This is a genomic window from Sphingomonas psychrolutea (genome assembly GCF_014636175.1).
Lineage (GTDB): Bacteria > Pseudomonadota > Alphaproteobacteria > Sphingomonadales > Sphingomonadaceae > Sphingomonas > Sphingomonas psychrolutea.
Map to the genome: position 1 here is coordinate 100,198 of NZ_BMDW01000006.1, position 26,613 is coordinate 126,810.

Consider the following 26,613-nt stretch of genomic DNA (forward strand, 5'->3'; position numbering starts at 1 on the left):
CTTCATCCTCAATTCGTCAAATCCAGCCGTCGCTCGATACGATCCAGCCTATCTCCAAACCGATCCATCTGCGTTTGCAGGTGCGCGGTCACTTCCGCATCCCCCAACTGATCACGGCGCAGCGCCAGAACCGCAGTATGAGTTTCCGATTGTCGGACCTTCAACTCGCGTATGTCACGCTGCATACTGTCCAGAGTCGCCTGAAAGAGCTTCAGATGCTCCACCATCAGGTTTTCAACTTCACCCATCATCTCGCTCCGCTTCGGAAACGCTATGCCGCCTTCTTCACCTCAGCCACGATCTTCTTCGCGGCATCGCCCAGATCGTTTGCCGGAACGATCGCGAGGCCCGAATTTGCCAGGATCGCCTTCCCCTCTGCAACATTGGTGCCCTCAAGCCGGACGACAAGCGGCACGCTCAAATTCACTTCCTTCGCCGCGGCAACGATGCCCTCGGCAATGATGTCGCACTTCATAATGCCGCCGAAGATGTTGACGAGGATGCCCTTCACGTTCGGATCGGCAAGAATGATCTTGAATGCTGCCGTCACCTTCTCCTTCGAAGCGCCGCCGCCGACGTCGAGGAAATTGGCGGGGAACATGCCGTTCAGCTTGATGATATCCATCGTCGCCATCGCGAGGCCCGCGCCATTGACCATGCAGCCGATGTCGCCGTCGAGCTTGATGTAGGCGAGGTCGTATTTCGACGCTTCGAGCTCGGCGGGATCCTCCTCGGACTCGTCGCGGAGTTCCATCAGATCCTTGTGGCGGAACATCGCATTGCCATCGAACGCGACCTTGGCGTCGAGCACCATCAGCTTCCCGTCATCGGTGACGGCGAGCGGGTTGATTTCGATCTGTTCGGCATCGGTGCCGATAAAGGCGTCGTACAATTTGGACGCGACGAACGATGCCTGCTTGGCGAGATCACCCGACAATTCGAGTGCTGCGGCAACGGCGCGGCCGTGATGCGGCTGAAACCCGGTCGCGCAATCGATATCGATCGAATGAATCTTTTCCGGCGTGTCGTGCGCGACGGTTTCGATGTCCATTCCGCCTTCGGTCGAGGCGACCATCGACACGCGCCCGGTGGCGCGGTTTACGAGCAACGCGAGGTAGAATTCCTTGGCGATATCGACGCCGTCGGTGACGTAGAGGCGGTTGACTTGCTTGCCATGCTCGCCGGTCTGGATCGTCACCAGCGTGTTGCCGAGCATGTCGGTCGCTGCCGCGCGGACGTCGTCGGCGCTGCGCGCGAGGCGAACGCCGCCCTTGGCATCGGGGCCCAATTCCTTGAACTTGCCCTTGCCGCGCCCGCCGGCATGGATTTGCGCCTTCACGACATAAAGCGGCCCGGGCAGCTTGGCGGCGGCGGCAACGGCTTCGTCGACCGACATGGCGGAAAAGCCTGCGGGAACCGGCACGCCGTATTTCGCCAGCACTTCCTTCGCCTGATATTCATGGATGTTCATGGGGCGGGGCCTTTGCCAGAGATCGGGATACGCTGGCCTTAAGCACAGCGCGAACCACGAATCCACCCCCTCAGCGTACCATCCCGCTGGCACACAGCGCCGCCGATGATCCGGTTACCGCGATGATCTGCGGGTCACGCAGCGATCGCACGCGGTACAAAAACTGCTCGAGATCGCGCGATCGGTCGGCCTTGCCGAGCCCCGCCAACCGCCGCAGCTGCAGGATCGAGAGCCGATCGACCATCCGCCCCGCCATGCAAGCGACAATCGGCTTGGGGATTCCGGCGCTGACCAACCCCGAACGGGTCAAGGTTTCCGGCGTCGAACAGCCCGCCAGTGCAGCACACGCAAAAAGGATGAAGCAGGGTCGCATATCGTGTTTGCAATGCTATATCGGCGGCATGTCCTGGACAACCGGCCTTTTGACCTTTTTCGCGACCATCCTGGGGATGGAAGTCTTCGCCTATGTCGTCCACCGCTGGGTGATGCACGGCTTTGGCTGGTTCCTCCACGAAAGCCACCACCGCCCGCGCACCGGCTTCTGGGAGCTGAACGACTGGTATTTCGTGATTTTCGCTTTGCCCTCGATTGTCCTGCTGGTGCTGGGCACCAGCGGCACGACCGGCGATTGGGCGACCTGGATCGGCGCGGGGATCGCCGGTTACGGCGCGATCTATCTCGGCTTTCACGACGTGATCGTCCACCGCCGCGTGGAAAGCGGCTATGTCCCGCGCTGGAGCTATATGAAGCGCATCGTCCAGGCGCACCGGCTGCACCACGTCGTCGGCACCAAGCACGGCACGGTCAGCTTCGGCTTTATCTACGCACCCAAGCCCGAAGTGCTGAAGGCGGAGTTGAGACGCCGCGGCATGGACGGCGTCCGCGCGGCGGGCGCGCAGGACGGATCGGGGCGCGTGGTCGAGCGGGTTTAGCGGTTACGCGCCGCGGTCGGGCTGCGCCGCTTAATCGAACAGGCTGGACACCGAACTCTCATCCGCGATCCGCCGGATCGCCTCAGCGAGCAACGGCGCGATCGTTAAATGGCGGATCTTTTTTGCCGCCGAAATCACGTCGTGGCTGCCAATCGAGTCGGTGATCACCAATTCCTCGAGCACCGATCCCTCAACGCGGGCGACCGCTCCGCCCGACAGCACGCCGTGCGTGATGTAGGCAACGACCCCGGCCGCGCCCGCTTCCATCAACGCCGCCGCCGCGTTGCACAGCGTGCCGCCCGAATCGACGATATCGTCGATCAGGATGCAGAAGCGCCCCTCGACCTCGCCGATGATGTTCATCACTTCGGATTCGCCCGCGCGTTCGCGGCGCTTGTCGACGATCGCGAGCGGCGCATTGTCGAGCCGCTTGGCGAGCGCGCGCGCGCGCACCACGCCCCCGACATCGGGCGAGACGACCATCAGATTATGCCGACTGTAGCGCGTCTGGATATCGGCCGCGATGACGGGGGCGGCGAACAGATTGTCGGTCGGAATGTCGAAAAACCCCTGGATCTGCCCGGCGTGCAAATCAACCGAAAGCACGCGGTCGGCACCCGCGACGGTAATCAGGTTGGCGACGAGCTTGGCCGAGATCGGCGTGCGCGGGCCGGGTTTGCGGTCCTGCCGGGCATAGCCGAAATAGGGGATGACGGCGGTGATGCGCTTGGCCGAGGCGCGTTTCAGCGCGTCGATGCAAATCAGCAATTCCATCAGATTGTCGTTCGCCGGATAGCCGGTCGATTGCAGCACGAACACGTCCTCGCCGCGGACATTCTCCTGAATTTCGACGAAAATCTCCTCATCGGCAAAGCGCCGGACAAGCGCGTCGGTCAACGGCATTTCGAGATACGCCGCGACATCGCGCGCCAGTGGCAGATTGGAATTGCCGGTCATCAGTTTCATGGTGCAAGGCCCCTGCAGTCGCTCGCCCTCTTAATCTCGGGCGACACGAACGCAATGCCGCGATTGTGTCGCTAGAGAATTTAGGCTATAAGTTTGGCCATAATTTTTGGAGACCGACATGCGCCACGTCCCCATCGCGCAATTCAAGGACAAGATGTCCGAGATCATGGCCGCCGCCGAGGCGGGTGAAGACGTCGTCATCACGCGTCACGGACGCGACTACATGAAGCTGGTGCCGGTCGAGGAGGATCGGATGGCGCGACAGCGCGCGGCGATCGCCGGACTGCTCGAACTGCGGGAGGAATTGCGCGCAAAAGGCGTGCGGGTCAGCTCGGAGGAAATTATCGAGTGGAAGAACGAGGGGCGACGATAGTCGCATGATCATCGTTGATACGTCGATCGTCGGGCCATTCGTCCTGCCTGACGAAGCGGCGACGCTACCTCCGGAGATCGTAAACCGCGTTTTCGACTCGTCGCTCATCGTGCCGCATCATTGGCGGCTCGAAGTGGCTAACATGTTGCGCACGGCCGTCCGCCGCAACCGCATTACGATCGGCCAGCGAGAGACGATCCTTCGACGCCTCGCAAGCCTGGAGGTGATCGTCGATTGGCTGGGTCAGGATCAAGTCTGGACAACGGTCCTCGCGCTGGCGGACCGCTTCGAACTGACCCCCTATGATGCGGGCTATCTCGAACTGGCCCAACGCCACGACGGAGCGCTCGCAACGCTCGACCGCCGCTTGGCCGCCGCTGCGGCAGATTTGTCGATCTCTTTGGTAGTGCTCGAATTATGACCATCCGCACCCGTTTCGCCCCGTCGCCCACCGGCATGCTCCATGTCGGCAATATCCGCACCGCGCTGCATTGCTGGCTGTGGGCGCGCAAAACTGGCGGCGCATTCTGGCTGCGGATCGACGATACCGATGCCGCGCGGAGCGAGGAGCGTTTCGTCGAGGGGATCCGCGCCGATCTGAACTGGCTGGGGCTCGTCCCCGATGGCGAAGAGCGGCAGTCGGCGCGCTTTGCCTTGTATGAGGCGCGTTTTCAGCAGTTGCGCGATGCCGGGCGGATCTATCCGGCTTATGAGACGGGGCAGGAGCTGGACCTCAAGCGCAAGATCGCCGCCGGGCGCGGCTTGCCACCGATCTACGACCGCGCGGCGCTTGCGCTCAGCGATGCGGATCGCGCCGCGCTGGAGGCCGATGGCGTCCGGCCGCACTGGCGCTTCAAGCTCGACCATGCTGCGCCGATCGTGTGGGACGATCTCATTCGCGGGCCGCAGAAGCTCGACCCCGCCACGATGAGCGACCCGGTGATTCGCCGCGCCGACGGATCGTGGCTCTACATGCTGCCCTCGGCGATCGACGACATGGAGATGGGCATCACGCATGTCGTGCGCGGCGAGGACCATGTGTCGAACACCGCGCTGCAATTGCAGATGTTCGCGGCAATGGGCGCTGCACCGCCCGCCTTCGCGCATGAAGCGTTGCTGGTCGGGACCGAGGGGAAATTGTCGAAGCGCCTGGGATCGCTTGGCGTCGCGCATTTCCGGGAGATCGGCATCGAACCCACCGCCGTACGCGCGCTGCTCGCGCGGATCGGGACGAGCTTGCCGGTCGAACCGCTGGCCGAGTCGGCGGCGCTGATCGAGAGCTTCGATTTCAGCGTGTTCGGCCGCGCACCGGCACGGTTCGATGAAGCCGAGCTTGCGGGCTTGAACGCCAAGATCGTGCATCAGCTCGATTTCGATACGGTCGTGGCGCGCTTGCCGGGCGGCATGGGCGCGGTCGAGTGGGATGCGGTGCGTCCCAACCTCGCGACCGTCGCCGACGCGGCCGAGTGGTGGGGCGTGATCGAAGGTCCGATCGCGGCGACGCGCGACTCCGCCGACAGCGATTTCCTCGCCGCCGCCGCGCGCGCGGCGGCAACAATTCCGTGGGATGGTGACCCGTGGCACGCGCTCACCGCCGCGCTGAAGGCCGAGACCGGGCGGAGCGGCAAAACGCTGTTCCTGCCGCTGCGCCGCGCGCTGACCGGGCGCGATCATGGTCCTGATATGAAGACCTTGCTGCCGCTGATCGGGCAGGACCGCGCCATTTCGCGCTTGTCCAGCTAGTCGGCACGCAATGATACTTTGTCTCTTGCGTCTGCAATGTAATAATGTAACATCTACTCTACGCCCGACATCCGATCGGACGACACAGATGGAGATGGACGATGTATGCAGATCGTTATGGCAATCGCCGCGGGCTCGATCCGGCGGGCGCTACGCTCTCACTCGGCATGTGTGGCCTCGTGGCGTTCGGCCTGACGCTCGCGACCCCCAATATTGCGCGGCACATCGAAACGGTGCTGACGGGCGTCAACATTCCGCTCCCCACCGATCCGCCGCCGATCGAAAAACCCAAGCCACAGCCGCTGATCAAGACCACCAAGCCAGTCCCAACGCAGCAACGCGACCCGATCGACATGACCAAGCAGACGGTCACGCTCGCGTCTGGCGCAGACACCGGCGTGCACGTGGATTCGCTCCCGCTCGATACGCTCACGGCCGGGACGGGAACCGATATCGGCACGATCATCGCGCCGCACACCCCGGTGCTGCGCGATCCCACGCTCGATTCGCGCTATAGCGACACTTTCCAACCCGCTTATCCAAGCGACATGCGCCTCGGCGAGCGCGAGGGCCGCGTCGTCGTGCGCGTGCTGATCGGCGCCGATGGTCGGGTCAAGGACGTCCAGCAAATCAGCGCAGCAAGCCCGTCCTTCTTCGAAGCGACGCGCAAGCAAGCGCTCGCCAAATGGCGTTTCAAACCCGGCACCAAGGATGGCGTCGCGATCGAAGCGTGGCACACGATGGCGGTCCGCTTCGTCCTCGATGAGGGGTAATATATGCGCGCGGCGGCTCTAGCAGTGCTGGGGACTGGCATCGGCCGCCCGCCGCGCCTATCTTCCCGAGCATGAATCTCCGCCAATATTTCTCTCCGATCCGCGCGTTTCGCGACTTGCGTAGCTATGTCGTCACGCGGCGGCCGCATCAGATCGGCTTCATGGCGCTGTCGCTGGTGCTCAGCTACACGATGATCATGGGGACGCTCGACGTGTCGCGCATGCCGCCGCCCGCTTATCACCGCGAGATTATCTATGTGCAGCAATGGCGCGCCGATCGCACCGATGCCGAGATCATCGCGCAACAAAAGATCGACGGGGTCGAGCAGACCCGGCAGGAGCAGGAGCTCAAGCGCCTCCAGGCCGAGCGTAAAGTGCAGTTGAAAAAATTGGACAATACCCTGAAATCCTTCGGCATTTGACGGTGAATGACAGGCGCTGGATGGGCGCGGCGCTGGCGCTGGGCGAACGCGGGCGCGGGCGCACCGCGCCCAATCCCAACGTTGGCTGCGTCATCGTGGCCGAAGGCCGCGTTGTGGGGCGCGGCTGGACGCAACCCGGCGGGCGTCCGCATGCCGAGGCGATGGCGTTGGCCGAGGCCGGCGATAAGTCGCGCGGCGCGACTGTCTATACGACGCTTGAACCCTGCGCGCACGTTTCGGTGCGGGGCCCCGCCTGCAGCGATTTGCTGCAATTGGCGAACGTCGCACGCGTCGTCATTGCGCTGGGCGATCCCGATCCGCGCACCGATGGTAGCGGCGTCGCCCGCTTGCGCGCCGCCGGGATTGCGGTCGATGTCGGTCCCTGCGCCGCCGAAGCGCGATCGGCAATGGCCGGGTTCCTCACGCGGCGCGCACTCGGGCGGCCGCACGTGACGCTCAAGCTCGCCGTGTCGCTCGACGGAGCGACCGCGCTCGGGTCGGGCCTCAGCAAATGGATCACCGGCGCCGCGGCGCGCGCGCACGCGCATCTCGAACGCGCGCGGCATGAGGCGATCCTGGTCGGGTGCGGGACGATCGAGGCCGACGCTCCGGCGCTCGACGTGCGCCTCGCCGGGCTGGAGCCGCGCGCGCCACGCCGCATCGTCCTGTCGCAAACCGCGAGCGAAGGCTGGGAGCGGATCGCCACCCCGCACGCCATCGCCACACTCGCCGGAGTCGATTATCTGTTGGTCGAAGGCGGCGCGACGACGGCGGCGGCGTTTCTTTCAGCCGATCTCGTCGACCGCCTCTTGCTGTACCGCGCGCCGATCATGGTGGGCGGTGGACGCACGCTGCCCGACATCGGGCTGACCGGTCTTACCGACGCGCATGGCCGCTGGCACATCAGCGACGCGCGCACCCTTGGCAGCGACCGGCTCGAGGTTTACGAGCGCGTAAGGGATTCCGCTGTCCCAGCAAAAGTGGCAACCGGTTTTGCGCCCGGGGACGGCGGCAAAGGATAAACCAAAACCCATGTTCACGGGCATCATCACCGATATCGGCAGCATCGACCGGATCGAGGCGCGCGGCGACCGGCGCATCTTCGTAAGCACCGCTTACGATATGACGAGCGTCGATCTCGGCGCGTCGATCGCCTGTTCGGGCGTGTGCCTGACCGTCATCAACAAGGGGCCGGGCTGGTTCGCAGTCGATGTTTCGGGTGAAACCGTGTCGCGCACCCCCGCCGACCAATGGATCGCCGGACGCCGCCTCAATCTGGAGCGCGCGCTGAAGCTGGGCGAGGAATTGGGTGGCCACATCGTCACCGGGCACGTTGATGGGATTGGGACGGTCGCCAATGTCGCCATCGACGGCGATTCGTGGAAGGTCGATATTTCGGTTCCGGCCGACCTCGCACCTTTCATCGCCTCCAAGGGCTCGGTCACCGTCGATGGCGTGTCGCTGACGGTCAACGCCGTAACCGACCATGCCGACGCCTCGGTCTTCTCGCTCAACATCATTCCGCACACACAAAAGGTGACGACGCTCGGCACGCTTACCGCTGGTGCCGATGTGAACATCGAAATCGACGTCCTCGCCCGCTATTTAAAACGTATGGAGCATTATCGTGCAAAAGCCTGAAGTAGCCCGGCTCCGCCACGGGTTCCTCTCCTCGCCCGAGGATTTGATCGATGAGGCCAAGAATGGCCGCATGTTCATCCTGGTTGATGACGAAGACCGCGAGAATGAGGGCGATCTTGTCATCCCGGCGCAAATGGCGACGCCGGAGAAGATCAACTTCATGGCCAAACATGGTCGTGGCCTGATCTGCCTCGCGCTGACCAAGCGCCGCGTCGACGAACTCGGCCTCGACTTGATGAGCCGTCACAACGGCACGCGCCACGAAACCGCCTTCACCACTTCGATCGAGGCGCGTGACGGCGTCACCACCGGCATTTCGGCGGCCGATCGCGCGCGCACCATTGCGGTCGCGATCGATGCGTCAAAGGGCAAGGACGAGATCGTCACCCCCGGCCATGTCTTCCCGCTCGTCGCGCGCGACGGCGGCGTGCTGGTGCGCGCTGGCCATACAGAGGCGGCGGTCGATGTCTCGCGCCTCGCCGGGCTCAACCCGTCGGGCGTCATTTGCGAGATCATGAACGAGGATGGCACGATGAGCCGCCTCGACGATCTTGTGTCGTTCGCACAGCTCCACAACCTCAAGATCGGCACGATCCGCGATCTGATCGCCTATCGCCGCCGCCACGATCATTTGGTCGAGAAGCGCGCCGAAATGGCGTTCGAGTCGAAATGGGGCGGGCAATGGAAGGCGATGACCTTCTTCAACAAGGCGACCGGCGAAGAGTCGATCGCTTTGGTCAAGGGCAAGATCGATCCCACCAACCCGACGCTGGTACGGATGCACACCGCCTCTTATTTCGTCGACATGTTCGGCGAGCAATCCGAACGCGCGGGGTTGCTCTCGCGGTCGATGGAATTGATCGCCGAGGCCGGGGCCGGGGTCATCGTCGTGATCAATCGCCCGATGAAGGATTCGGTCACGCGCTTCATGAAGCTGCGCGGCGAAGGCAAGGGTGCGGGGGCTCCGGAAGTCGAGGAATTGCGCGATTACGGCGTCGGCGCGCAGATCCTTGCCGAATTGGGCGTCGAGGAAATGGTGCTGCTCACCAACACGCATCATGCGCTCGTAGGCCTCGAAGGGTATGGCCTGTCGATCGTCGATGAGCGCGCGATCCCGGGGACGGGCGGGGAGTAACATTCCCTCCCTTCTTTGACCCTCCGCTTCCACGGCGAAGGCCGGGGCCCAGTCTCAGAGGTCGCAGAAGCGGGGTATGCACGCTCATTAAAGCGCTCGTAACTGGGCCCCGGCCTTCGCCGGGGAAGCGCAGCAAACGAACGGAGTTTCCAATTTCATGGCCAAGATCCTCATCGTCGAAGCGCGCTTCTACGACCATTTGAACGACATGCTCCTCGCCGGCGCGCGCGCCGCGATCGAGCAGGCCGGACACGCGCATGAGACGATCACCGTCCCCGGCGCACTCGAAATCCCCGGCGCGATTGCGCTGGCGGCCGAAAGCGGTGCCTATGACGCGTTCGTCGCGCTCGGCGTGGTGATTCGCGGCGAGACCTATCATTTCGAGATCGTCGCGGGCGAAAGCGCGCGCGGGATCATGGCGCTGTCGATGGACGGCCTTGCGATCGGCAACGGCATCCTGACCACCGAAAACGAAGCGCAGGCAATCGCCCGTGCCGACCGCGCCCAACTCGACAAGGGCGGCGGCGCGGCGAACGCGGCGCTGGCGATGCTGGCGCTCAAGGGCCGCTTCGGCTGAACGCGAGCCTGCGCGCGTGAAGCACGCCGTGTTCCTGCGCAGGCAGGAACCCAGGGCTTAGAAACTCAACCTCTGGCGGTTCGCGCGACCCTGGGCTCCTGCCTTCGCAGGAGCACGAAACGGAGCAAAAGGCTTGCGACGCGCACCATAACCCCCGGCATACGCGCTCTTCCCACCATCGCTGCGCTTACTTATACAGGTGTCAGTAAGCAGGAGCGCGATCATGGCCTACGCCCACACGCATAAAGCCAATCCGCATTGGCTGCCGCCGCAGAAACAGTCTGCGATCCACGCGATTCCGGGTGAGGATGGACTGCCCTTTGTCGGCAACACCTTCCGTATGCTGAAAGATCCGGTCGGTTTCGGGCACCGCATGATCGCCACCTATGGCCCGATTTTCCGCAACAATGCCTTTGGCGGCCCGACCGTCAGCCTGATGGGGCCCGAGGCCAACGAGCTGGTGCTGTTCGACCGCGACCGCGTCTTTTCGTCCGAACAGGGCTGGGGTCCGCTGCTCAACTTGCTGTTCCCGCGCGGGTTGATGCTGATGGATTTCGACAAGCACCGCGCCGACCGCCGCGTGATGGCGGTCGCGTTCAAGCCCGAGCCGATGCGGCATTATGCCGAGACGCTTAATGCCGGAATTGCACGGTCGGTCGCCGATTGGGGCTGCAAGCCGCTTAAATTCTACGATGCGGTCAAGGAACTGACGCTCGATCTGGCGGCGGAAAGCTTCCTCGGCATGCCGCTCGGCGCGGAGGCGACCAAGATCAACCAGGCGTTCGTCGACGAAGTACAAGCCTCGGTCACCCCGATCCGCATTCCATTGCCCGGCTCGCAAATGCGCAAGGGTGTAAAGGCACGGCAATATCTGATCGACCTGTTCAAACGCGAGATCCCTGCCCGCCGCAGCGGCACCGGCCAGGATTTCTTCTCGCAATTCTGCCGCGCGACGGGCGATGACGGGCAGCCGCTCTCCGCCGACGCGATCGCCGATCACATGAATTTCCTGATGATGGCGGCGCATGACACGATCACATCGTCCGCGACGAGCCTGATCATGCTGCTCGGCCGCAATCCCGAATGGCAGGAGAAGATCCGTGCCGAAATTGCGGACCTTGGGCTGAACGAGACCGGGGGCTTGCCCTACGGCCAGCTCGACCGGCTCGAATTGACCGACATGGCGTTCAAGGAAGCGCTGCGGCTGATTCCGCCGGTGCCGTCACTGCCAAGGCGTGCGGTCAAGCCGTTCGACTTTGGCGGCTATCACATTCCGGCGGGCAGCACGGTGAGCGTCAGCGTCGCCTACACCCACACGATGCCCGAGCTATGGCCCGATCCCTACACCTTCGATCCGCTGCGCTTCACCCCCGACAAGGTCCGCGCGCGACACAAATATGCGTGGGTGCCGTTCGGCGGCGGCGCGCATATGTGCCTGGGGCTGCACTTCGCGACGATGCAAATCCGCATCCTCGTCACGCAATTGCTCAGCCGTTACCGCATCGAGCTCGACGAAGGATCGGGCGCGGAATGGCAAGCCTGGCCCATTCCGCGCCCCAAGGACGGTTTGCCGCTGCGGTTCGTGCCGCTTTCCTGATCCTCCCCGGCACGGGGAGGGGGACCATCCGGCTTCTTCAGCCGGATGGTGGAGGGGGGCTGCCACGGACGTGGCGTTTGCAGCACGCCCCCTCCACCCTTCGCTGAATGCTCAGGGTCCCCCTCCCCGGCACGGGGAGGATCGGATTATTCCGCCGTCGCTGTCTCCAGAAACGGATAGTCAATATAACCTTCCGGCCCCTGGCTATACCAGGTCCGCGGGTTGCCGGGGTTGAGCGGCGCGCCAGTGCGCAGCCGCGCGGGCAGATCGGGATTGGCGAGGAAGGTGCGACCGAACGCGATCGCGTCCGCCGTGCCATTGTCGAGCACGACCTGCGCTTCCTCGACCGTCGTATAGTCCGAGTTCAGCACCAGCGGCTTCGAGAAGACCTGGCGGATCGCCGGCGAGAGCTTGGGCACTTCGGTCCGGCCGAACGTGCCATCCGGCCCCGGCTCGCGCAATTCGAGAAAGGCGATGCCAATCTCGTCGAGCGCCTTGGCCGCCGCCGTGAACAAGGGTGCGGGGTTGCTGTCATCGACGCCTTGCGAATCGCCATTGGGCGACAGGCGAATCGACGTCCGATCCGCCCCCGCCACGCCTGCGACGCGCTCGGTCACTTCGCGCATCAGGCGGATGCGATTCTCGATCGATCCGCCATAGCGGTCGTCGCGCAAGTTGGCATTGTCGCGCAGGAACTGGTCGAGCAGATACCCGTTGGCGCCGTGAATCTGCACGCCGTCGAACCCGGCGCGCAGCGCATTACGCGTCGCATGCTCGTAATCCGCCAGCAGGCGCGGGATCTCGTCGAGCTCGAGCGGCCGCGCGACCTCGAAATCCTGCTTGCCGTCATAGGTATGCGCCTGCCCCGCCGTGGCCGTCGCCGAGGATGACACCGGCTGCCCACCGATCACCGAGGAATGGACCTGGCGGCCCATATGCCACATCTGCACCATGATCTTGCCGCCGGCCGCATGGACCGAATCGACCACCGGCTTCCAATGTTCGATCTGCTCGTCGGTCCACAGCCCCGGCGCGAACGGCCAGCCGAGCCCTTCCCGGCTGATGCCGGTGGCTTCCGAGATGATCAGCCCGGCGCTGGCGCGCTGGGTATAATAGTCGATCATCAAATCAGTCGGCACCGCCTCTTTGGTCGCGCGACCGCGCGTGAGTGGCGCCATCAGGATACGGTTGGGCGCGTGGATCGCGCCGAGCTGGATCGGGTCGAAAAGGCTGGGCATGGAAACTCCGTTTTGTTTTGCTACCTGACGTTTAGCAGATAGGACGCTACAGCGCGCCATGCACGCTGCCGCCCCCCCAAGAAAAACTGTCGCGCCGGAAACGACGTCCGCGCTCCCGCTGCTGGCCTTGATTGCCGCCAATGCCGCGCTCGCCTTTGGGCCATGGTTCGTGCGGCTGTCGGAGACCGGGCCGGTCGCCTCGGCCTTCTGGCGCATCACGCTGGCGGCACCGGTGCTGCTCGCGGCGGCATTGGCGACCGGGTGGCGGCCCAGCCAGAAACAGGGCGGCGGCCTGTCGCGCGCGCTGTGGGTGATCATCGCGCTTGGCGGACTGTGCTTTGCAGCGGATCTGGGGAGCTGGCACCTCGGGATTTTGCGCACGACGCTGGCCAACGCGACCTTGTTCGGCAATTCGGCGACATTGATGTTCCCGATCTACGGCTTCCTGATCGCGCGCGCCTGGCCGACGCGGCTGCAGGGGATTGCGCTTGCGCTCGCGACCGCCGGTGCGGCGCTGCTGATGGGGCGGTCGTACCAGCTCGACCCGCGCCATCTGGTGGGCGATTTGCTCTGCTTGCTCGCCGGCATCCTCTACACCGGCTATTTCATCCTGATGGCGCGCGCCCGCGCGACGATGGCACCGCTGCCCGCGCTCGCGCTGTCGACGCTGGCGAGCGTGCTGCCGCTGCTGGCGTTCGCGCTTTTGCTGGGGGAAAGGCTGTTCCCGACGGACTGGACGCCGCTAATCGGGCTTGCCGTGGTCAGCCAGATCGTCGGGCAAGGGCTGATGATCTACGCGCTGGGCCGCTTGCCGCCGCTGACGGTCGGGCTTGGGCTGCTGACGCAACCGGTGGTCGCGGGGACGATCGGTTGGGTGGTCTATAACGAACGGCTGGGCATTGCCGATCTTATCGGGGCGGTGTGCGTCGCCGTCGCGCTGGTACTGGTCAGCCGCCGCCCGCGCGCCTAGATTACGGCGTATGACAGACACTATGCTAAACTCTGGCCTCGCCGACGCCACGCTCGATGAAATCCGGCTTGCGCTCGCCCCCGCCATCGCCGCCAATGCCGGGTTCGACGGATGGGGCGACGACGCGCGCGATCTCGCGGCGGACGCGGTGGGGGTCGACCGCGATGTCGCGCGGCTCGCCTTTCCCGGCGGCGCGGTCGAGATGATCGACGCGTGGTTCGCCAGCGTTGACGCCGCAATGCTGGCGCAGCTTCCGCCCGAACGACTGGCGACGATGAAGATCCGCGCGAAGATCACCGCCCTGGTCGAAGCCCGCCTCACCGAGACCGCCCCCAATCGCGAAGCACTCCGCCGCGCGCTGGCGATCCTGGCGCTGCCGCAAAATGCGCTGCGCGGCGTCAAGCTCGGCTGGCACGCCGCCGATGTGATGTGGCGCGCGGCGGGCGACACCGCGACCGATTACAACCATTATACCAAGCGCACGATCCTCGCCGGCGTCTATGCCGCGACGATCACCGTCTTCCTCGACGATGAGAGCGACGGCCATGCCGCGACCAGCGCCTTTCTCGCGCGCCGGATCGAGGGCATCATGCGTTTCGAAAAGGCCAAAGCGAGCCTGATCGGCCAAAGCGACCTGCGCCCGAGCCTGTCGCGCTTTATCGGGCGGCTGCGCTATCCGGCGGTGTGAGAATGATTCGCATTTAACACTGGCGTCGGCCTGCCGTTATTGATAATCAGTCGCATCATGAATAGGTCGAGTCCCATGAAGCCCCCGCTCAGCCTCGAATCGCTGCCGCAGCGGCAGTGTGCGACCGTCGCGACGATCGACTGGTCGCATCTCTCGACTCCGGAAGCACGGCGCTTGCGCGAACTCGGTTTCGATGAGGGCGTCGGCGTTGAAGTGTTGCACCGCGCCAGCCTCGGCAAAGGGCCGATCGCGTGCCGTATCGGCCGCATGACCGTTGCACTGCGCCGCGCGGTCGCGGGGGCGATTTTCGTCTCTCCCGTCGCACAGTAAATGACGAGCACGCCGCTGGTGGCGCTGGTCGGCAATCCCAATGCCGGCAAAAGCGCGCTGTTCAATGCGCTGACCGGCGCGCGGCAAAAAGTCGGCAATTATCCCGGCGTCACGGTCGAACGCCATTCGGGCAAGCTCGTCCTCCCCGATGGCCGGATCGTCGAACTGGTCGATCTGCCCGGTGCCTATAGCCTTGAGCCGTCGAGCCCCGACGAGCGCGTGACGCGCGATGTGGTGACCGGCGCGCAAATCGGCGAGCGGCTGCCCGATGCGCTGATCGTGGTGGTCGATGCCTCGAACCTCGACAATCATTTGCGCTTTGCCTTGCAGTTGATCGCGCTCGGGCTGCCGGTGGTGGTCGCGCTCAACATGATCGATCTGGCGGCGCGCGACGGGTTGACGCTCGATCCGGTCAAATTGTCCGCGGAACTTGGCGTGCCGGTGATCCCGACGGTCGCGGTCCGGCGGCGCGGGCTCGACGAGGTGAAGGCGACGCTCAGCGGCCTGATCGTCGAATCGGCTGCGATCCGGCTGCGCCCGAGCGACCCCGCGATCGGCGAAGACATCGTCACGCTGCAACGCCGCGCGCGCAAAATCGCGCTCGGGGCGACCGTGTCCGAAGCACCCGTGCGGCGCTGGACGCACGCGCTCGATGCGGTGGCGCTCCATCCGGTCTGGGGCGTATTGCTGCTGATGGTCATCCTGTTCACGATGTTCCAGGCGGTGTTCAGCTGGGCCACCGTCCCCGCCGACGCGATCAGCGCCGGGATCGCCTGGGCACAGGAGTCGATCCGCGCGACGCTGCCCGATACGCCGCTGCGCTCGTTGCTGACCGACGGGCTGCTCGCCGGGGTCGGCGCGGTGATCGTGTTCCTGCCGCAAATCCTGATCCTGTTTGCCTTCATCCTCGTGCTCGAGGCATCGGGCTATATGGTCCGCGCCGCCTTCCTGATGGACCGGGTGATGGCGAGCGTCGGCTTGTCGGGCCGCGCCTTCATCCCCTTGCTGTCGAGCTTCGCCTGCGCCGTCCCCGGCATCATGGCGACGCGCACGATCGAGGATGAGAAGGACCGGCTGACCACGATCCTGATCGCGCCGCTGATGACCTGTTCGGCGCGGCTGCCGGTCTATACGCTGGTGATCGGCGCGCTGATCCCCGATCGGCACGTTCTACCCTTTGTCGGGCTTCAGGGGCTGGTGATGTTTGCGCTCTACATCATGGGCCTGGTCGGCGCGTTCGTCGTCGCGTTGGTGCTGCGGCGGACGGTCACCGCGGGTGTTTCCTCGGGCTTCATGATGGAAATGCCCAAATATCAGATGCCGCGGCTGCGCGATGTCGCGATCGGGCTGTGGAGCCGCGCCGAGATTTTCCTCAAGCGCGCCGGCACCACGATCGCGCTGACGATCGTCTTGCTCTGGGTGCTCGCCAGCTATCCGGTCGCGCCTGCCGGGCAAAAGCAAAGTGAATATTCGATTGCCGGCCGAATCGCCTCGGGGATCGAGGTCGTGGTCCGCCCGATCGGCTTCAACCACGACATTGCGCTCGCATTGCTGCCGGCGATGGCCGCGCGCGAGGCGGCGGTCGGCGCGATCGCCACCGTCTATTCGATCGACAATCCCGACGATCCGCGCGGCGACAACCAGCTCCGCCGTAATCTCCAGGCGCGCTGGAGCTTGCCGACCGCGCTCGCCTTTCTGATGTGGTTCGTGTTCGCGCCGCAATGCATTTCCACGATCGCGGTGACGCGGCGCGAGACCAATGGCTGGAAATGGCCCGCCTTCATGGTTGGCTATTTGTTCGCGCTCGCTTACATCGCAGCAGGCGCGACCTATTGGGCCGCGATCGGACTCGGACTTTAGGGAATCACGTTATGGCGGGTAGCGTCAACAAGGTCATCATCGTCGGCAATTTGGGCCGCGACCCGGAGAGCAAGAGCTTTCAGAATGGCGGCAAGGTCGTCAATCTGCGCATTGCCACGTCCGAATCGTGGAAGGACAAGAATACCGGCGAGCGCAAGGAACAGACCGAATGGCATTCGGTCGCGATCTTCAACGAGGCCCTCGGCAATGTTGCCGAACGCTATCTGCGCAAGGGCTCGAAAGTCTATATCGAGGGCGCGCTCAAGACGCGCAAATGGCAGGATGCACAAGGGCAGGACCGCTATTCGACCGAAGTCGTGCTGCAGGGCTTTAACGGCGTGCTGACCATGCTCGACGGCGCGCCCGGCGGTGGTGGCGGGGCCGGCGGCGGCGGCGGTTCCGGTGGGCGCGACGATTTCGGCGGCAATGACGATTTCGGCGGCGGCTCGAGCGGCGGCTATGGCGGCGGCGGCGGCAATCGCGGTGGCGCGGCGCGCGGCGGCGGCGGCGGCGGGGCGCCCTCGGGCGGGGCGGCACGCGGCGGTTTCGCCGATGATCTCGACGACGACGTGCCGTTCTGAACCCAAACGGCCGTTCGGTGTTCTGCTCGCATGATAGACCTTTTCACCGCCGCCAAGCCGGATCATTCCGGTTGGCGCATCGACGAGACCGTCCGCGCCGCGGCGATCGCCGAACACGATCTGAACGCCTTGCAAGACGATGCGTCGCTCCGGCGCATTACCGATTTCGCCGCAGCGTTGTGCGGGACACCGACGGCGTTGGTCAGCATCGTCTTGGAAACATGCCAGACCTTCCTCGCACGCACCGGCCTCGATGCGGCCGAGACTCCGCGTGAAACCTCGTTTTGCGTGCACGCAATGCTCGCCGACGACATCATGGTCGTGCCCGACGCGACGCGCGACCCGCGTTTCGCCGACAATCCGCTGGTCACCGGCGAAATGGGCCTGCGCTTTTATGCCGGCGCGCCGCTGATTCGCGCCGACGGCGTGGCGCTCGGCGCGCTGTGCGTGCTCGACACCGCACCGCGCGAAGGGCTGACCGATGTGCAGGCGCAGGGTCTTCGTGTGCTCGCCGCCGATGTAATGATGCGGTTGAGCGACAGCCGCGCCACCGCCGCCTCGCGCGCAGCGATCAGCGACAGCGAAGGGCGGTTTCGCACACTCGCCGATACGATGCCGCAAATGGTGTGGTCGACGCTGCCCGATGGCTTTCACGATTATTACAATGCGCGCTGGTATGAATTCACCGGCGTGCCCGCCGGATCGACCGATGGCGAGGGCTGGAACGACATGTTCCACCCCGACGATCAGGAACGCGCGCGAATCGTGTGGCAGCATTCGCTGCAGACCGGTGACCCGTATCAGATCGAATATCGCTTGCGGCGGCACGACGGCCAGTATCGCTGGACGCTCGGCCGCGCGCTGCCGATCCGTGACGATATGGGGGCGATCGTCCGCTGGTTCGGGACCTGCACCGACATTCACGAGCAGAAAGAGGCAAGCGAAGAACGCGAAATCATCGCGCAGGAACTCAGCCACCGAATCAAGAATATTTTCGCAGTCATTTCCGGCCTGATCGCGTTCTCGGCGCGCGGCAATCCGACCTTTGCGAACGTCGCCGCCGATTTGCGCGCGCGCGTGACCGCACTTGGTCGTGCGCATGATTTTGTGCGGCCGCACAGCGCCCAGTCGCGACCGACCGCAGCGCCGACGAGCCTGCATGGCCTGCTTGGCGAGTTGTTCCTGCCCTACCAGCCACAGGATGGTGCACGGATTCTGGTCGATGGCGACGATGTCGAAATCGACGATCGCTCGGCCACGCCGATCGCCTTGCTGTTCCACGAACTCGCCACCAACGCGACCAAATATGGCGCGCTCGCAAACGATCACGGCACCATCACCGTGGCGATCCGGGCCGAGCACGATCGCCTGCTCCTCAACTGGCACGAGCATGGCGGCACCCCCGTCATCGCGCCCGAGAAGACCGGATTCGGCTCGCAACTGATTGAATTGAGTGCGGTACGACAACTGGGTGGTGCTGTGACGCGCGATTGGAACCCCGCCGGCCTGCGGGTCGAGATCGCAATCCCGAAGACGTCGCTCAGCCGAAGCTGACCGTCAGGCGAGCGGTACGAAATCCTGGTGCGGCGGCTCGATCGTCGCACCTTCGGTCGCAACCGCAGCGGCGGCAAGGATGGCGGCGGCGCTGAACGGCTTGCGCACATAGCCAAGCGCACCGCTCGGATTGGCGATCTGCCCGGGATTAGCGGTGACGAACACCACTTTCAGCCCATAATCCTGCGCTAGCGTGCGCGCGAGGTCTGGGCCGGTCGGTCCGTCGCGCAAATTGATATCGACCAGCGCGAAGCTGCAATCCGCTGCCGCCTCAAGCGCGCCGATCCGGTCCGCCGCGATCGCCTTTACCGCATAGCCGGCATCGATCAGGATTCGTTCGAGATCGAGCGCAACGAAGATTTCGTCTTCGACAATAAGCGCGGTGGCGGGCATGACGATCACTTTGGTCCTTAAGGGTTCAGGGTGAGCTAACCCCGGATCGGCCTTGTTGGTTCCTTGATCTCGCTCAACTTTCGTAACTTGAAAACCGCATGTTCGGCCAGCATGTTGGCCGCCGCGGAGATCGTGCGCTTGTCGCCGGACAGGAACCAGGCGCCCTCGACCTCAATTCCGCGTTCGGCGACGAAGCTGCGGAAATCGTCGATCGTAACGTGGTGGATGTTGGGCGTGTCGTACCAGCGTTCGGGCAGCAGCCGCGTCACCGGCATCCGCCCGCCCCACAACAGCGACAGCCGCACCCGCCAGTGGGCGAAATTGGGAAACGACACGAACGCCTGTTGCCCGATCCGCAGCAGATGATCGAGCACCACATCGGGACGATGTGCGGTCTGCAACGTCTGGCTGAGGATCGCATAATCGAAGCTCGCATCGGGATATTCGGCAAGATCGCGATCGGCATCCCCCTGAATCACCGATAGCCCGCGCGAAACCGCCGCAGCGACATTCCCCGCATCGATTTCAAGCCCGCGTGCGTCGACCCCTTTGGTGTCGCGGAGCGCCGCCATCAACGCGCCATCGCCGCAGCCGACATCGAGGATCCGGCTGCCGGGCGCGACATGCTCGGCGATGATCGCGAGATCGGGGCGGAGGTTCATTCGCCGGCCCTCAAAAACCCGTCGACGACGCGGTTCATCTCAGGCGCATCGAGCAGGAAGGCATCGTGGCCATAGGGGCTCGACAGTTCGACGAAACTGACCGGCGCGCCCGCTGCGTTCAGCGCGTGGACGACCGCGCGCGATTGCGCGGTCGGATACAGCCAGTCGGTGTCGAAGCTGACCAGGCAGAAGCGCGCCTTGGTCGCGCGAAAAGCGTTGGCAAGATGGCCGCCATGCTCGCCGCCCAAATCGAAATAATCCATCGCGCGCGTGATATAGAGATAGGAATTGGCGTCGAAGCGATCGACGAAGCTGATCCCCTGGTGCCGCAAATAGCTTTCGATCTGGAAATCGGCATCGAAACCGAAGCTGATCGCGCCGTCGGGCCGGTCGGGTCGCGCTTGCAAGCGGCGGCCGAATTTCTCGGTCAGGCCAGCCTCGGACAGATAGGTGATATGCGCCGCCATCCGCGCAACGGCGAGCCCGGCAGCGGGCGGATCGCCCAGATCGTAATAGGCGCCGCCGCGCCATTTCGGATCGGCCATCACCGCTTGCCGCCCGACTTCGTGAAAGGCGATGTTCTGTGCGGTGTGGCGCGCGGTCGAAGCGATCACCACCGCGGCGCGAACACGTTCGGGGAAGGTCGCGGGCCAGCTCAGCGCTTGCATCCCGCCCATCGATCCGCCGACGACAGCCTGCAATACTGCGATGCCGAGATGATCCAGCAGCAGCGCTTGTGCGCGCACCATGTCGCGAATCGTGATGACCGGGAAGGCCATACCCCACGGCGCGCTCGTCGCCGGATCGATCGTCGCCGGTCCCGACGATCCCATGCAACTGCCCAACACATTGGCGCAGACGATGAAATGCCGCGCCGGGTCGACCGGCTTGCCCGGCCCCACCATCCGCGCCCACCAGCCCGGCTTGCCCGTCACCGGATGCGGGCTGGCGACATGCTGGTCGCCGGTCAGCGCATGGCAGATCAGCACTGCGTTCGATGCGTCGGCGTTGAGCGTGCCATAGGTTTCATAGGCAATCTCGACTGGCGACAGCAATGCCCCGCCATCGAGCCGTAGCGGCCCGGGCAAGATCACATGGCGGGCGAGCCCGAAACGCACATCCTCGGTCATGCCGCGCGGGTTAGGATCAAGCGGCGCTCAACTCAAGCGCCGCGCATGCGCCCGGCTCGCGATGATCGTCGAGGCCGCGAGCCGCCCGGTCTGCGCGCCACCGTTCATATAGCCGGGATAGGCGTCGGACAGATGCTCGCCTGCGAAGAGCACCGGCCCGGCCCCGACCGGCGCCTTGGCGATGCCGTCGACCTCGGTCCAGATCAGCCGCCCGAACCGTGTCAGCTGGCCGGGCCGGAAATTGACATAGGCCCCCATCGCCAGCGGGTCGCGGTGCCAATTGGTGCGCCGCGCAAACGCGCTTGTGGCCGCGGCCATGCCCGGGATCGCGCTTTCGGCCTGCGCGGCGAATTTGCGCGCGAGCACGCCCGGTTCCGCAACATCGGCAGCCAAAAGCTCCATTCCGCCCAGGAACCAGGTCCACACATCCCCGCTGGCGGCACCGCCCCGCACACTCCCATCCCACCCGCTTGCGAGGCCAGCCCCCGGCTTGGTTTGCCACACTTCTCCGCCACGCCCGATCGCCTTGTCCCACGGGCGCGCAGTCATACCCGCTTGCACCTTCATGTTCGCGCCAAGGCCCACTTCGGCGATGAAGCGTCGCCACAAGGGCGGCAAGGGAATGCGGAAATCGATCTTCCGCGTGATCGACGCCGGGGTCGTCACGATCACATTCGCCGCATCCACCGTCGTGCCGTCGGCAAACACCAATCGAGCCCCCGGCCCGAACGGATCGACCCGCACGACGCGGCGGTTGGTCTGGATCCGCTCGCGCAGCCGTGTCGCCATCGCGTCGATCAGCGTGCTGCTGCCGCCCGCGATCAGATAGCGTTCGTCGCTGCGGCTGAGCACGTCGATCCGCCGCCCATTGATCGTCGGCAGATTGAACACCAGTTCGATTGCCGAGGCGGCACCGGGTTCGACGCCATATTCGGTGCGCGCGGTCGCTTCCATCAAATGGCGCACCCACGGCTCGGGCATCAACGCGGCGTGCTTGTCGAGATATTTGGTAAAACTCATCCGATCGAGTTCGCTCGCGACGCTGGCATAATCCTGATCGAGCCGCACTGAATCCGCGTCAATCTGCCCGGCGATCCCGCGCAGCGCGCTGGCGAGCTTGCCCTCGGGCACTTCACTGCCATTGGCGAGGATCATGGTGCGGTGCGGCGTCCCTTTGCGATCGATCAGCGCGATGCCGAATTCGCGCATCAGAGTCTTGATGTCGGCATGGTCGGTGTTGACGAGCTGCCCGCCCGCCTCGATTGTGGGTCGGCCCTTCTCGCGCGCGGTGTAGACGCGCCCGCCAAGCCGCCCGCGCGCTTCGTAAAGCCGCGCATCGATCCCCGCCTGAGTGAGGTGCCACAAGGCGGTGAGGCCGGCGATGCCGCCGCCAATGATCGCGACCGGGCCGCTGCCCGTTCCAGCGGCAAACGCCCGATGCGGCAGAGCGGCGGCAACCCCGCTCGCCCCCAGCGCCAACAACACCGCGCGCCGGGTCTGCCCTGTTTCGCCCGGCACCGGCGCGGCGTGGCCGCTTGCCGTCAAATTGGCCCGCCGCGCCACTGCCAGCGCGCGCCAGACCGTATCGCTTCCCCGCATTCCCGTCTCCCGCTGCCGCCTCCTAGCAGGCGCGTGGCGGAACGCCAGCTTGCCATAAGGCGGAGCATCCGCCACACGCCGCGCCATGTTGCCCTTCGCCCGCGTCACCATCATCGGCATCGGCCTGATCGGATCGTCGATCGCGCGCGCCACCCGCGTGGCGATGCCGACGGTACGGCTGACCGGCTATGACGCCGACCCCGAGGTCCGCGCAACCGCGGATGCGCTCCACTTGTTCGACGATGTCGCCGACAGCGGCGGCGCTGCGGTGATCGATGCCGATCTCGTCATCCTGTGCGTGCCGGTCGGCGCGATGGGCGCGGCGGCGGCCGATTTTGCCGCCGATCTGCCCGCCGACGCGGTGGTCAGCGATGTCGGCAGTTGCAAAGCCGAAGTCGTCCGCGCGCTGAGCGAGGCGCTGCCCGGCGTGACGATCGTCCCCGCGCATCCGGTCGCCGGAACTGAGCGCTCAGGCCCGGAAGCAGGGTTCGCCACGCTGTTCCACAAACGCTGGTGCATCCTCACCCCGCCCGAGGGGACCGATCCGGTAGCGATCGAGCGCGTCGCCGAATTCTGGCGGCGATTGGGCGCGGATATCGAGACGATGGCGCCCGAGCATCACGACCGCGTGCTCGCCATCACCAGCCATTTGCCGCATCTTATCGCCTATACGATCGTCGGTACCGCCTCCGACATGGAAGAGGTCACGCGATCGGAAGTGATCAAATATTCGGCGGGCGGTTTTCGCGATTTCACGCGGATCGCCGCCTCCGACCCGACGATGTGGCGCGATGTTTTCCTGACGAATCGCGAAGCCGTGCTCGAGATGCTGCAACGCTTTTCGGAGGATCTCTCCGCGCTGCAACGCGCGATCCGCTGGGGCAAGGGCGACGAGCTTTTCGACCTGTTCAGCAAAACACGCGCGATTCGCCGCGGTATCATCGAGCAGGGACAAGACGATCCCGCCCCCGATTTCGGGCGCACGCACGATTAGCCCTGTGGCACATCCAGCGCATTGATCGCAGCATGCACGCGCCGCTCGGCCTCGTCGCGCGGCAGACCGGGCGGGATCGGCTCGCCGAAGCGGAAGGTCACGGTGCCGGGGATTTTGGGGCCATGTTTGGGCCAGACTTTCCCACTGTCAATCGCCACCGGGACCACCGGAATTTTCAGCATCTGATAGAGCCCGGCAAACCCTGCGCGCAGCGGTGGTTGCTCACCGGGCGACACGCGCGTTCCTTCCGGAAAGATCAGGATCGAACGATTCGCGGCCAGCGCTACGCGCGCCTCGCGCAGCATCCGGCGCAAGGCCCCAGCCGATGCCTCGCGGTCGACAACAATGACGCCATAACGCCGCGCCGACCAGCCCCATACCGGAATGTCGGCCAGTTCCTGCTTCATCACGATCGCGGGGTTGCGCAGCATCCGCCCAAGTTCGAGCGTTTCGTACATCGACTGATGCTTGGCGGCATACAGCACCGGCGCGCCGCCGAACGCCATGTCTCCGAAGCGCGCCCCCTCGATCCGCTGATCGATGTGGAGAATATTTCGCGTCGTCCACCCGTGCCAGCGCGTCCAGAAATGGGTGTGCGCAACCAGCGCGCGCCAGCCGATCAGCGCCGAAATCGGCGTGGTCAACACGATCGGCACCGATCCGCCATAAAACAAGAATTTGAACAGCAAATTGCGCAGGCCGTTCATGACCCGCGCCCGATCAGCAACGCGGCCTTGCGCACGATCAATTTGTTATATTCGCCGAGCAACACGGCGTAGCGCGGGCTGCTGGGCACGCCGTCCCCGATGACCGTCGCGTCGCCGTCGAGCGCATTCACCAATTCAAGCTTCGCGCGCGCCAGGTGCCAATCGGAGGTGACCAGCCGCACCGTTTTATAGTTGTGCGAGCGCAGCCAATCCGCCGTCTCATCGGCATTCGAACGCGTATCGACCGCCTCATGGCCAAGGTCGATACAGCAGCGGAACAGCGCCGGGCTGACCTTATATTCGTGCGCCAGCTCGTTCGGCCGCACTTCAGGCGCAACGCCGCTGATCAGCATGCGCTGTGCAGCATGTGCTTCGAGCAAGCGTAACCCCCGGTCGATTCGCCCCGCACTGCCCGTCAGCACCACGATCGCATCGGTCTTGGGCCCGGCGAGCGGGGCCGGCATCGTCGCCAGATAAATCCCGAGTCCCGCAACATAGAGCAGCACCATGGCCGCGAGAATGCGCAGGATCACAGATACCGGCCGAGTGCGGTGAGGACGGCCTGGCGTGCCGCGAGCGTCGCCAGCACCGCGAACGCAACCGGCAGCCCGCCGAGGATCATCCAGTCTCGGGCGCCCAAGCTGAGCCCGGCGAGCAAATCCGATCCTAAGGCCGCCAATTGCAAGCCGACCAACGCGATAACGCCGATCGCGATCACCGTCCCGATCACCCCGCCGAGCAACGTATCGATCGCAATCCGGCGCTGAAACAGCCGCGCCACCTGCACATCGGTCGATCCCAGCATGTGCAGCACTTCGATCGTGTCGCGATGCGTCTCGAGCCCGGCGCGCGCCGCCAGAATCACCACCGCCGCCGTCGCCGCCGCCATCAGCAGGACGAGCGCGGCGGCAAGCCACGTTACCATCGCCATGAAATCACGGACCGGCGACATCCAGCTTTCGTGCCGGTCGATCCGCGCGGATGGTGCCGCGACGCGCACCGCGGCGCTGACCCGCGCGACCGCTGCATCGCTTGCGACACCCAGATCGACATCGATCATCGCCGGGATCGGCAAATCGGGATCGGCGCCGTCGGTGCCAAGCCACGGGCGTAACAGCATCGCGAGTTTGGCATGATCGACCTCGACCGCGCGCGTCACCTCGGGACTCGCCCGCAACGCCGCAAGCGCAAGCGCAGTCTGGTTGGTACGCTTCGCCTCGACCGCCTCGACAATCTGCACCGTCAGCCGCCCGGCCAATTGCCGGTCCAGCAACACCGCCGCGCTCAGCGTACCGAGCCCGAGCGCCCCGGCCAGCACCGTCAGAAACAGCATGATCGCCATGATCCACGTCATCGCGCGCGTCCCGCGGCTCTCGTCGAGCAAGCGCCGGTCCGCCGCCGATGCGATCATCGCCACGCTCATTCCGGGTTTCCCGAAGGCGCATTGGGTGGGGGGAAGCGCAACGATCCTGTAGGATCGAGCAACCGGCCCTTGTCGAGCCGCATCATATGCGCGTTCTGAATGCGCCCAAGCAGGTGGAAATCGTGCGTTGCCACCACCACTGTCGTGCCGAGCCGGTTGAGCGAATCGAACAGATGGAGCAGCCGCTCGGCCATGTCGGGATCAACGTTGCCGGTCGGCTCGTCCGCGACGAGGATTTCGGGGCGGCCGATCACCGCGCGCGCAATCGCCACGCGCTGCTGCTCGCCGCCCGACAGCGTCGGCGGCTTGGCCTCGACGCGGTCGGACAGCCCGACCCAGGCGAGCATCTCCCGCACCGGTGCCTCGACATCGCTTTCGGGAACGCCCGACACGCGCAAGGGGAGTGCGATATTGTCATAGGCCGACAAATGCGGGACGAGCCGGAAATCCTGAAACACCACGCCGATCCGCCGCCGAAACCCGGGCAAGCGCGCGCGCGGCAACGTGACCGCATCCTCACCGAACAGCTTGATGCTGCCACGCGTCGGGCGCTGCGACAGATAGAGCAGCTTGAGCAGCGAGGTTTTCCCGGCGCCGCTTGCACCCGTCAAAAAATAGAACGCACCGGTCGACAGCGTGAAGCTGACGTCGGACAGCGTCTCCTGGCCGCTGCCGTAGCGCAGCCCCACATTCTCAAACTGGACGATATTCGCCATGGCGGCGCGCATTGCTCGCTTTAGTATCTGATGCCCCGCGCCCTGCATCGCACGATCGCGACACCTGCGACAAGCGCGCAGGTGCGCAACCGCTTGCCTACCCTGCGCTACCCCGCGTAGATTCACCATGTTGCCAGC

At 64.9% G+C, this 26,613-nt stretch carries 31 protein-coding genes; 18 read left to right on the forward strand and 13 right to left on the reverse strand.

The features are described from left to right. Positions 1-8 precede the first annotated feature (8 nt). The 3 genes from IEV62_RS06550 to IEV62_RS06560 form a co-directional block, all read right to left on the reverse strand. Positions 9-251: a hypothetical protein gene (locus tag IEV62_RS06550; protein WP_188446059.1), complete on the reverse strand. Its 243-nt coding sequence runs from the start codon at positions 249-251 to the stop codon at positions 9-11. 20 nt (positions 252-271) lie between these two features. Next, positions 272-1,471, reverse strand: a complete 1,200-nt coding sequence (gene sucC, locus IEV62_RS06555) for an ADP-forming succinate--CoA ligase subunit beta (RefSeq protein ID WP_188446060.1) — start codon at positions 1,469-1,471, stop codon at positions 272-274. Between the two features lie 70 nt (positions 1,472-1,541). Then, entirely contained in the window at positions 1,542-1,781 is a 240-nt protein-coding gene (locus tag IEV62_RS06560; protein WP_229732864.1) for a hypothetical protein, read from the reverse strand. A 91-nt stretch (positions 1,782-1,872) separates the two neighbouring features. Here IEV62_RS06560 and IEV62_RS06565 point away from each other — a divergent pair, with 91 nt between their 5' ends. Next, positions 1,873-2,403, forward strand: a complete 531-nt coding sequence (locus IEV62_RS06565) for a sterol desaturase family protein (RefSeq protein ID WP_188446062.1) — start codon at positions 1,873-1,875, stop codon at positions 2,401-2,403. Between the two features lie 30 nt (positions 2,404-2,433). Here IEV62_RS06565 and IEV62_RS06570 read toward each other — a convergent pair whose 3' ends face one another. Beyond that, positions 2,434-3,369 carry a ribose-phosphate pyrophosphokinase gene (locus tag IEV62_RS06570; protein WP_188446063.1) on the reverse strand — a complete coding sequence of 312 codons (936 nt, stop codon included), beginning with the start codon at positions 3,367-3,369 and terminating at the stop codon, positions 2,434-2,436. A gap of 118 nt (positions 3,370-3,487) precedes the next feature. Here IEV62_RS06570 and IEV62_RS06575 point away from each other — a divergent pair, with 118 nt between their 5' ends. From IEV62_RS06575 to IEV62_RS06620, 10 genes are all read left to right on the forward strand, one after another. Beyond that, a complete protein-coding gene (locus tag IEV62_RS06575) occupies positions 3,488-3,742 on the forward strand; it encodes a type II toxin-antitoxin system Phd/YefM family antitoxin (protein WP_188446064.1) in 255 nt (84 codons plus the stop codon). A gap of 4 nt (positions 3,743-3,746) precedes the next feature. Next, positions 3,747-4,163 (forward strand): type II toxin-antitoxin system VapC family toxin, encoded by a 417-nt coding sequence (locus IEV62_RS06580; RefSeq protein ID WP_188446065.1) that lies wholly within the window; start codon positions 3,747-3,749, stop codon positions 4,161-4,163. Then, the gene (locus IEV62_RS06585) at positions 4,160-5,485 is read left to right on the forward strand and encodes a glutamate--tRNA ligase (RefSeq protein WP_188446066.1); all 1,326 of its coding nucleotides are present in this window, start codon (positions 4,160-4,162) and stop codon (positions 5,483-5,485) included. The genes IEV62_RS06580 and IEV62_RS06585 overlap by 4 nt, the downstream gene beginning before the upstream one ends. Before the next feature lie 101 nt (positions 5,486-5,586). After that, on the forward strand, positions 5,587-6,258 hold the full coding sequence (locus tag IEV62_RS06590) for an energy transducer TonB (RefSeq protein ID WP_188446067.1): 672 nt from the start codon (positions 5,587-5,589) through the stop codon (positions 6,256-6,258). Positions 6,259-6,329: 71 nt separating this feature from the next. Further along, positions 6,330-6,680 (forward strand): hypothetical protein, encoded by a 351-nt coding sequence (locus tag IEV62_RS06595; protein ID WP_188446068.1) that lies wholly within the window; start codon positions 6,330-6,332, stop codon positions 6,678-6,680. Between the two features lie 2 nt (positions 6,681-6,682). Beyond that, positions 6,683-7,702, forward strand: a complete 1,020-nt coding sequence (gene ribD, locus IEV62_RS06600) for a bifunctional diaminohydroxyphosphoribosylaminopyrimidine deaminase/5-amino-6-(5-phosphoribosylamino)uracil reductase RibD (RefSeq protein ID WP_373868571.1) — start codon at positions 6,683-6,685, stop codon at positions 7,700-7,702. A 10-nt stretch (positions 7,703-7,712) separates the two neighbouring features. Further along, the gene (locus tag IEV62_RS06605) at positions 7,713-8,321 is read left to right on the forward strand and encodes a riboflavin synthase (protein ID WP_188446069.1); all 609 of its coding nucleotides are present in this window, start codon (positions 7,713-7,715) and stop codon (positions 8,319-8,321) included. Beyond that, positions 8,308-9,456, forward strand: coding sequence for a 3,4-dihydroxy-2-butanone-4-phosphate synthase (gene ribB, locus IEV62_RS06610; protein ID WP_373868567.1), 1,149 nt, complete (start codon positions 8,308-8,310; stop codon positions 9,454-9,456). The genes IEV62_RS06605 and ribB overlap by 14 nt, the downstream gene beginning before the upstream one ends. A gap of 157 nt (positions 9,457-9,613) precedes the next feature. Continuing rightward, the gene (gene ribH, locus IEV62_RS06615; protein ID WP_188446070.1) at positions 9,614-10,033 is read left to right on the forward strand and encodes a 6,7-dimethyl-8-ribityllumazine synthase; all 420 of its coding nucleotides are present in this window, start codon (positions 9,614-9,616) and stop codon (positions 10,031-10,033) included. Between the two features lie 223 nt (positions 10,034-10,256). Then, positions 10,257-11,630: a cytochrome P450 gene (locus IEV62_RS06620; protein WP_188446071.1), complete on the forward strand. Its 1,374-nt coding sequence runs from the start codon at positions 10,257-10,259 to the stop codon at positions 11,628-11,630. 146 nt (positions 11,631-11,776) lie between these two features. Here the strand turns inward: IEV62_RS06620 and IEV62_RS06625 are convergent, their stop codons facing one another. Beyond that, positions 11,777-12,868, reverse strand: coding sequence for an alkene reductase (locus IEV62_RS06625; protein WP_188446072.1), 1,092 nt, complete (start codon positions 12,866-12,868; stop codon positions 11,777-11,779). 58 nt (positions 12,869-12,926) lie between these two features. Between IEV62_RS06625 and IEV62_RS06630 the strand changes: the two genes are divergently transcribed. Genes IEV62_RS06630 through IEV62_RS06655 form a run of 6 tightly spaced genes read left to right on the forward strand, consistent with a single transcriptional unit; the run spans position 12,927 to position 18,851 of the window. Further along, the gene (locus IEV62_RS06630) at positions 12,927-13,838 is read left to right on the forward strand and encodes a DMT family transporter (RefSeq protein ID WP_188446073.1); all 912 of its coding nucleotides are present in this window, start codon (positions 12,927-12,929) and stop codon (positions 13,836-13,838) included. Between the two features lie 22 nt (positions 13,839-13,860). Beyond that, complete coding sequence (locus IEV62_RS06635) at positions 13,861-14,526, forward strand: COQ9 family protein (protein ID WP_373868572.1); 666 nt, start codon at positions 13,861-13,863, stop codon at positions 14,524-14,526. A gap of 57 nt (positions 14,527-14,583) precedes the next feature. Beyond that, complete coding sequence (locus tag IEV62_RS06640) at positions 14,584-14,856, forward strand: FeoA family protein (RefSeq protein WP_188446075.1); 273 nt, start codon at positions 14,584-14,586, stop codon at positions 14,854-14,856. After that, positions 14,857-16,716: a ferrous iron transporter B gene (gene feoB, locus IEV62_RS06645; RefSeq protein ID WP_188446076.1), complete on the forward strand. Its 1,860-nt coding sequence runs from the start codon at positions 14,857-14,859 to the stop codon at positions 16,714-16,716. 11 nt (positions 16,717-16,727) lie between these two features. Continuing rightward, complete coding sequence (gene ssb / locus IEV62_RS06650) at positions 16,728-17,297, forward strand: single-stranded DNA-binding protein (protein ID WP_188446077.1); 570 nt, start codon at positions 16,728-16,730, stop codon at positions 17,295-17,297. A gap of 30 nt (positions 17,298-17,327) precedes the next feature. Then, positions 17,328-18,851: a sensor histidine kinase gene (locus tag IEV62_RS06655; RefSeq protein WP_188446078.1), complete on the forward strand. Its 1,524-nt coding sequence runs from the start codon at positions 17,328-17,330 to the stop codon at positions 18,849-18,851. A 3-nt stretch (positions 18,852-18,854) separates the two neighbouring features. On the opposite strand, the gene IEV62_RS06660 is transcribed toward IEV62_RS06655, so the two are convergent. Genes IEV62_RS06660 through IEV62_RS06675 form a run of 4 tightly spaced genes read right to left on the reverse strand, consistent with a single transcriptional unit; the run spans position 18,855 to position 22,635 of the window. Next, positions 18,855-19,244, reverse strand: a complete 390-nt coding sequence (locus IEV62_RS06660; RefSeq protein WP_188446165.1) for a response regulator — start codon at positions 19,242-19,244, stop codon at positions 18,855-18,857. 35 nt (positions 19,245-19,279) lie between these two features. Further along, a complete protein-coding gene (metW, locus tag IEV62_RS06665; RefSeq protein WP_188446079.1) occupies positions 19,280-19,906 on the reverse strand; it encodes a methionine biosynthesis protein MetW in 627 nt (208 codons plus the stop codon). Further along, on the reverse strand, positions 19,903-21,036 hold the full coding sequence (gene metX, locus IEV62_RS06670) for a homoserine O-acetyltransferase MetX (RefSeq protein ID WP_188446080.1): 1,134 nt from the start codon (positions 21,034-21,036) through the stop codon (positions 19,903-19,905). The genes metW and metX overlap by 4 nt, the downstream gene beginning before the upstream one ends. Positions 21,037-21,063: 27 nt before the next feature. Further along, complete coding sequence (locus IEV62_RS06675; RefSeq protein WP_188446081.1) at positions 21,064-22,635, reverse strand: flavin monoamine oxidase family protein; 1,572 nt, start codon at positions 22,633-22,635, stop codon at positions 21,064-21,066. An 85-nt stretch (positions 22,636-22,720) separates the two neighbouring features. Here IEV62_RS06675 and IEV62_RS06680 point away from each other — a divergent pair, with 85 nt between their 5' ends. After that, positions 22,721-23,629 carry a prephenate/arogenate dehydrogenase family protein gene (locus tag IEV62_RS06680; RefSeq protein ID WP_188446082.1) on the forward strand — a complete coding sequence of 303 codons (909 nt, stop codon included), beginning with the start codon at positions 22,721-22,723 and terminating at the stop codon, positions 23,627-23,629. On the opposite strand, the gene IEV62_RS06685 is transcribed toward IEV62_RS06680, so the two are convergent. Genes IEV62_RS06685 through ftsE form a run of 4 tightly spaced genes read right to left on the reverse strand, consistent with a single transcriptional unit; the run spans position 23,626 to position 26,475 of the window. Beyond that, complete coding sequence (locus tag IEV62_RS06685) at positions 23,626-24,336, reverse strand: lysophospholipid acyltransferase family protein (RefSeq protein WP_188446083.1); 711 nt, start codon at positions 24,334-24,336, stop codon at positions 23,626-23,628. The genes IEV62_RS06680 and IEV62_RS06685 overlap by 4 nt on opposite strands. Next, positions 24,333-24,845, reverse strand: a complete 513-nt coding sequence (locus IEV62_RS06690) for a YdcF family protein (RefSeq protein ID WP_373868569.1) — start codon at positions 24,843-24,845, stop codon at positions 24,333-24,335. The genes IEV62_RS06685 and IEV62_RS06690 overlap by 4 nt, the downstream gene beginning before the upstream one ends. Positions 24,846-24,865: 20 nt before the next feature. Then, entirely contained in the window at positions 24,866-25,759 is an 894-nt protein-coding gene (locus IEV62_RS06695; protein WP_188446085.1) for a cell division protein FtsX, read from the reverse strand. Continuing rightward, a complete protein-coding gene (gene ftsE / locus IEV62_RS06700) occupies positions 25,756-26,475 on the reverse strand; it encodes a cell division ATP-binding protein FtsE (RefSeq protein WP_188446086.1) in 720 nt (239 codons plus the stop codon). The genes IEV62_RS06695 and ftsE overlap by 4 nt, the downstream gene beginning before the upstream one ends. Positions 26,476-26,613 lie beyond the last annotated feature (138 nt).

Coding starts and splice junctions, on each gene's coding strand:
- IEV62_RS06550 (WP_188446059.1), bottom strand. CDS start 251: ATGATGGGTGAAGTTGAAAACCTGATGGTGGAGCATCTGAAGCTCTTT.
- sucC (WP_188446060.1), bottom strand. CDS start 1,471: ATGAACATCCATGAATATCAGGCGAAGGAAGTGCTGGCGAAATACGGC.
- IEV62_RS06565 (WP_188446062.1), top strand. CDS start 1,873: ATGTCCTGGACAACCGGCCTTTTGACCTTTTTCGCGACCATCCTGGGG.
- IEV62_RS06570 (WP_188446063.1), bottom strand. CDS start 3,369: ATGAAACTGATGACCGGCAATTCCAATCTGCCACTGGCGCGCGATGTC.
- IEV62_RS06575 (WP_188446064.1), top strand. CDS start 3,488: ATGCGCCACGTCCCCATCGCGCAATTCAAGGACAAGATGTCCGAGATC.
- IEV62_RS06580 (WP_188446065.1), top strand. CDS start 3,747: ATGATCATCGTTGATACGTCGATCGTCGGGCCATTCGTCCTGCCTGAC.
- IEV62_RS06585 (WP_188446066.1), top strand. CDS start 4,160: ATGACCATCCGCACCCGTTTCGCCCCGTCGCCCACCGGCATGCTCCAT.
- IEV62_RS06590 (WP_188446067.1), top strand. CDS start 5,587: ATGTATGCAGATCGTTATGGCAATCGCCGCGGGCTCGATCCGGCGGGC.
- IEV62_RS06595 (WP_188446068.1), top strand. CDS start 6,330: ATGAATCTCCGCCAATATTTCTCTCCGATCCGCGCGTTTCGCGACTTG.
- IEV62_RS06605 (WP_188446069.1), top strand. CDS start 7,713: ATGTTCACGGGCATCATCACCGATATCGGCAGCATCGACCGGATCGAG.
- ribH (WP_188446070.1), top strand. CDS start 9,614: ATGGCCAAGATCCTCATCGTCGAAGCGCGCTTCTACGACCATTTGAAC.
- IEV62_RS06620 (WP_188446071.1), top strand. CDS start 10,257: ATGGCCTACGCCCACACGCATAAAGCCAATCCGCATTGGCTGCCGCCG.
- IEV62_RS06625 (WP_188446072.1), bottom strand. CDS start 12,868: ATGCCCAGCCTTTTCGACCCGATCCAGCTCGGCGCGATCCACGCGCCC.
- IEV62_RS06630 (WP_188446073.1), top strand. CDS start 12,927: ATGCACGCTGCCGCCCCCCCAAGAAAAACTGTCGCGCCGGAAACGACG.
- IEV62_RS06635 (WP_373868572.1), top strand. CDS start 13,861: ATGCTAAACTCTGGCCTCGCCGACGCCACGCTCGATGAAATCCGGCTT.
- IEV62_RS06640 (WP_188446075.1), top strand. CDS start 14,584: ATGAATAGGTCGAGTCCCATGAAGCCCCCGCTCAGCCTCGAATCGCTG.
- feoB (WP_188446076.1), top strand. CDS start 14,857: ATGACGAGCACGCCGCTGGTGGCGCTGGTCGGCAATCCCAATGCCGGC.
- ssb (WP_188446077.1), top strand. CDS start 16,728: ATGGCGGGTAGCGTCAACAAGGTCATCATCGTCGGCAATTTGGGCCGC.
- IEV62_RS06655 (WP_188446078.1), top strand. CDS start 17,328: ATGATAGACCTTTTCACCGCCGCCAAGCCGGATCATTCCGGTTGGCGC.
- IEV62_RS06660 (WP_188446165.1), bottom strand. CDS start 19,244: ATGCCCGCCACCGCGCTTATTGTCGAAGACGAAATCTTCGTTGCGCTC.
- metW (WP_188446079.1), bottom strand. CDS start 19,906: ATGAACCTCCGCCCCGATCTCGCGATCATCGCCGAGCATGTCGCGCCC.
- metX (WP_188446080.1), bottom strand. CDS start 21,036: ATGACCGAGGATGTGCGTTTCGGGCTCGCCCGCCATGTGATCTTGCCC.
- IEV62_RS06675 (WP_188446081.1), bottom strand. CDS start 22,635: ATGCGGGGAAGCGATACGGTCTGGCGCGCGCTGGCAGTGGCGCGGCGG.
- IEV62_RS06680 (WP_188446082.1), top strand. CDS start 22,721: ATGTTGCCCTTCGCCCGCGTCACCATCATCGGCATCGGCCTGATCGGA.
- IEV62_RS06685 (WP_188446083.1), bottom strand. CDS start 24,336: ATGAACGGCCTGCGCAATTTGCTGTTCAAATTCTTGTTTTATGGCGGA.
- IEV62_RS06690 (WP_373868569.1), bottom strand. CDS start 24,845: ATGGTGCTGCTCTATGTTGCGGGACTCGGGATTTATCTGGCGACGATG.
- IEV62_RS06695 (WP_188446085.1), bottom strand. CDS start 25,759: ATGAGCGTGGCGATGATCGCATCGGCGGCGGACCGGCGCTTGCTCGAC.
- ftsE (WP_188446086.1), bottom strand. CDS start 26,475: ATGGCGAATATCGTCCAGTTTGAGAATGTGGGGCTGCGCTACGGCAGC.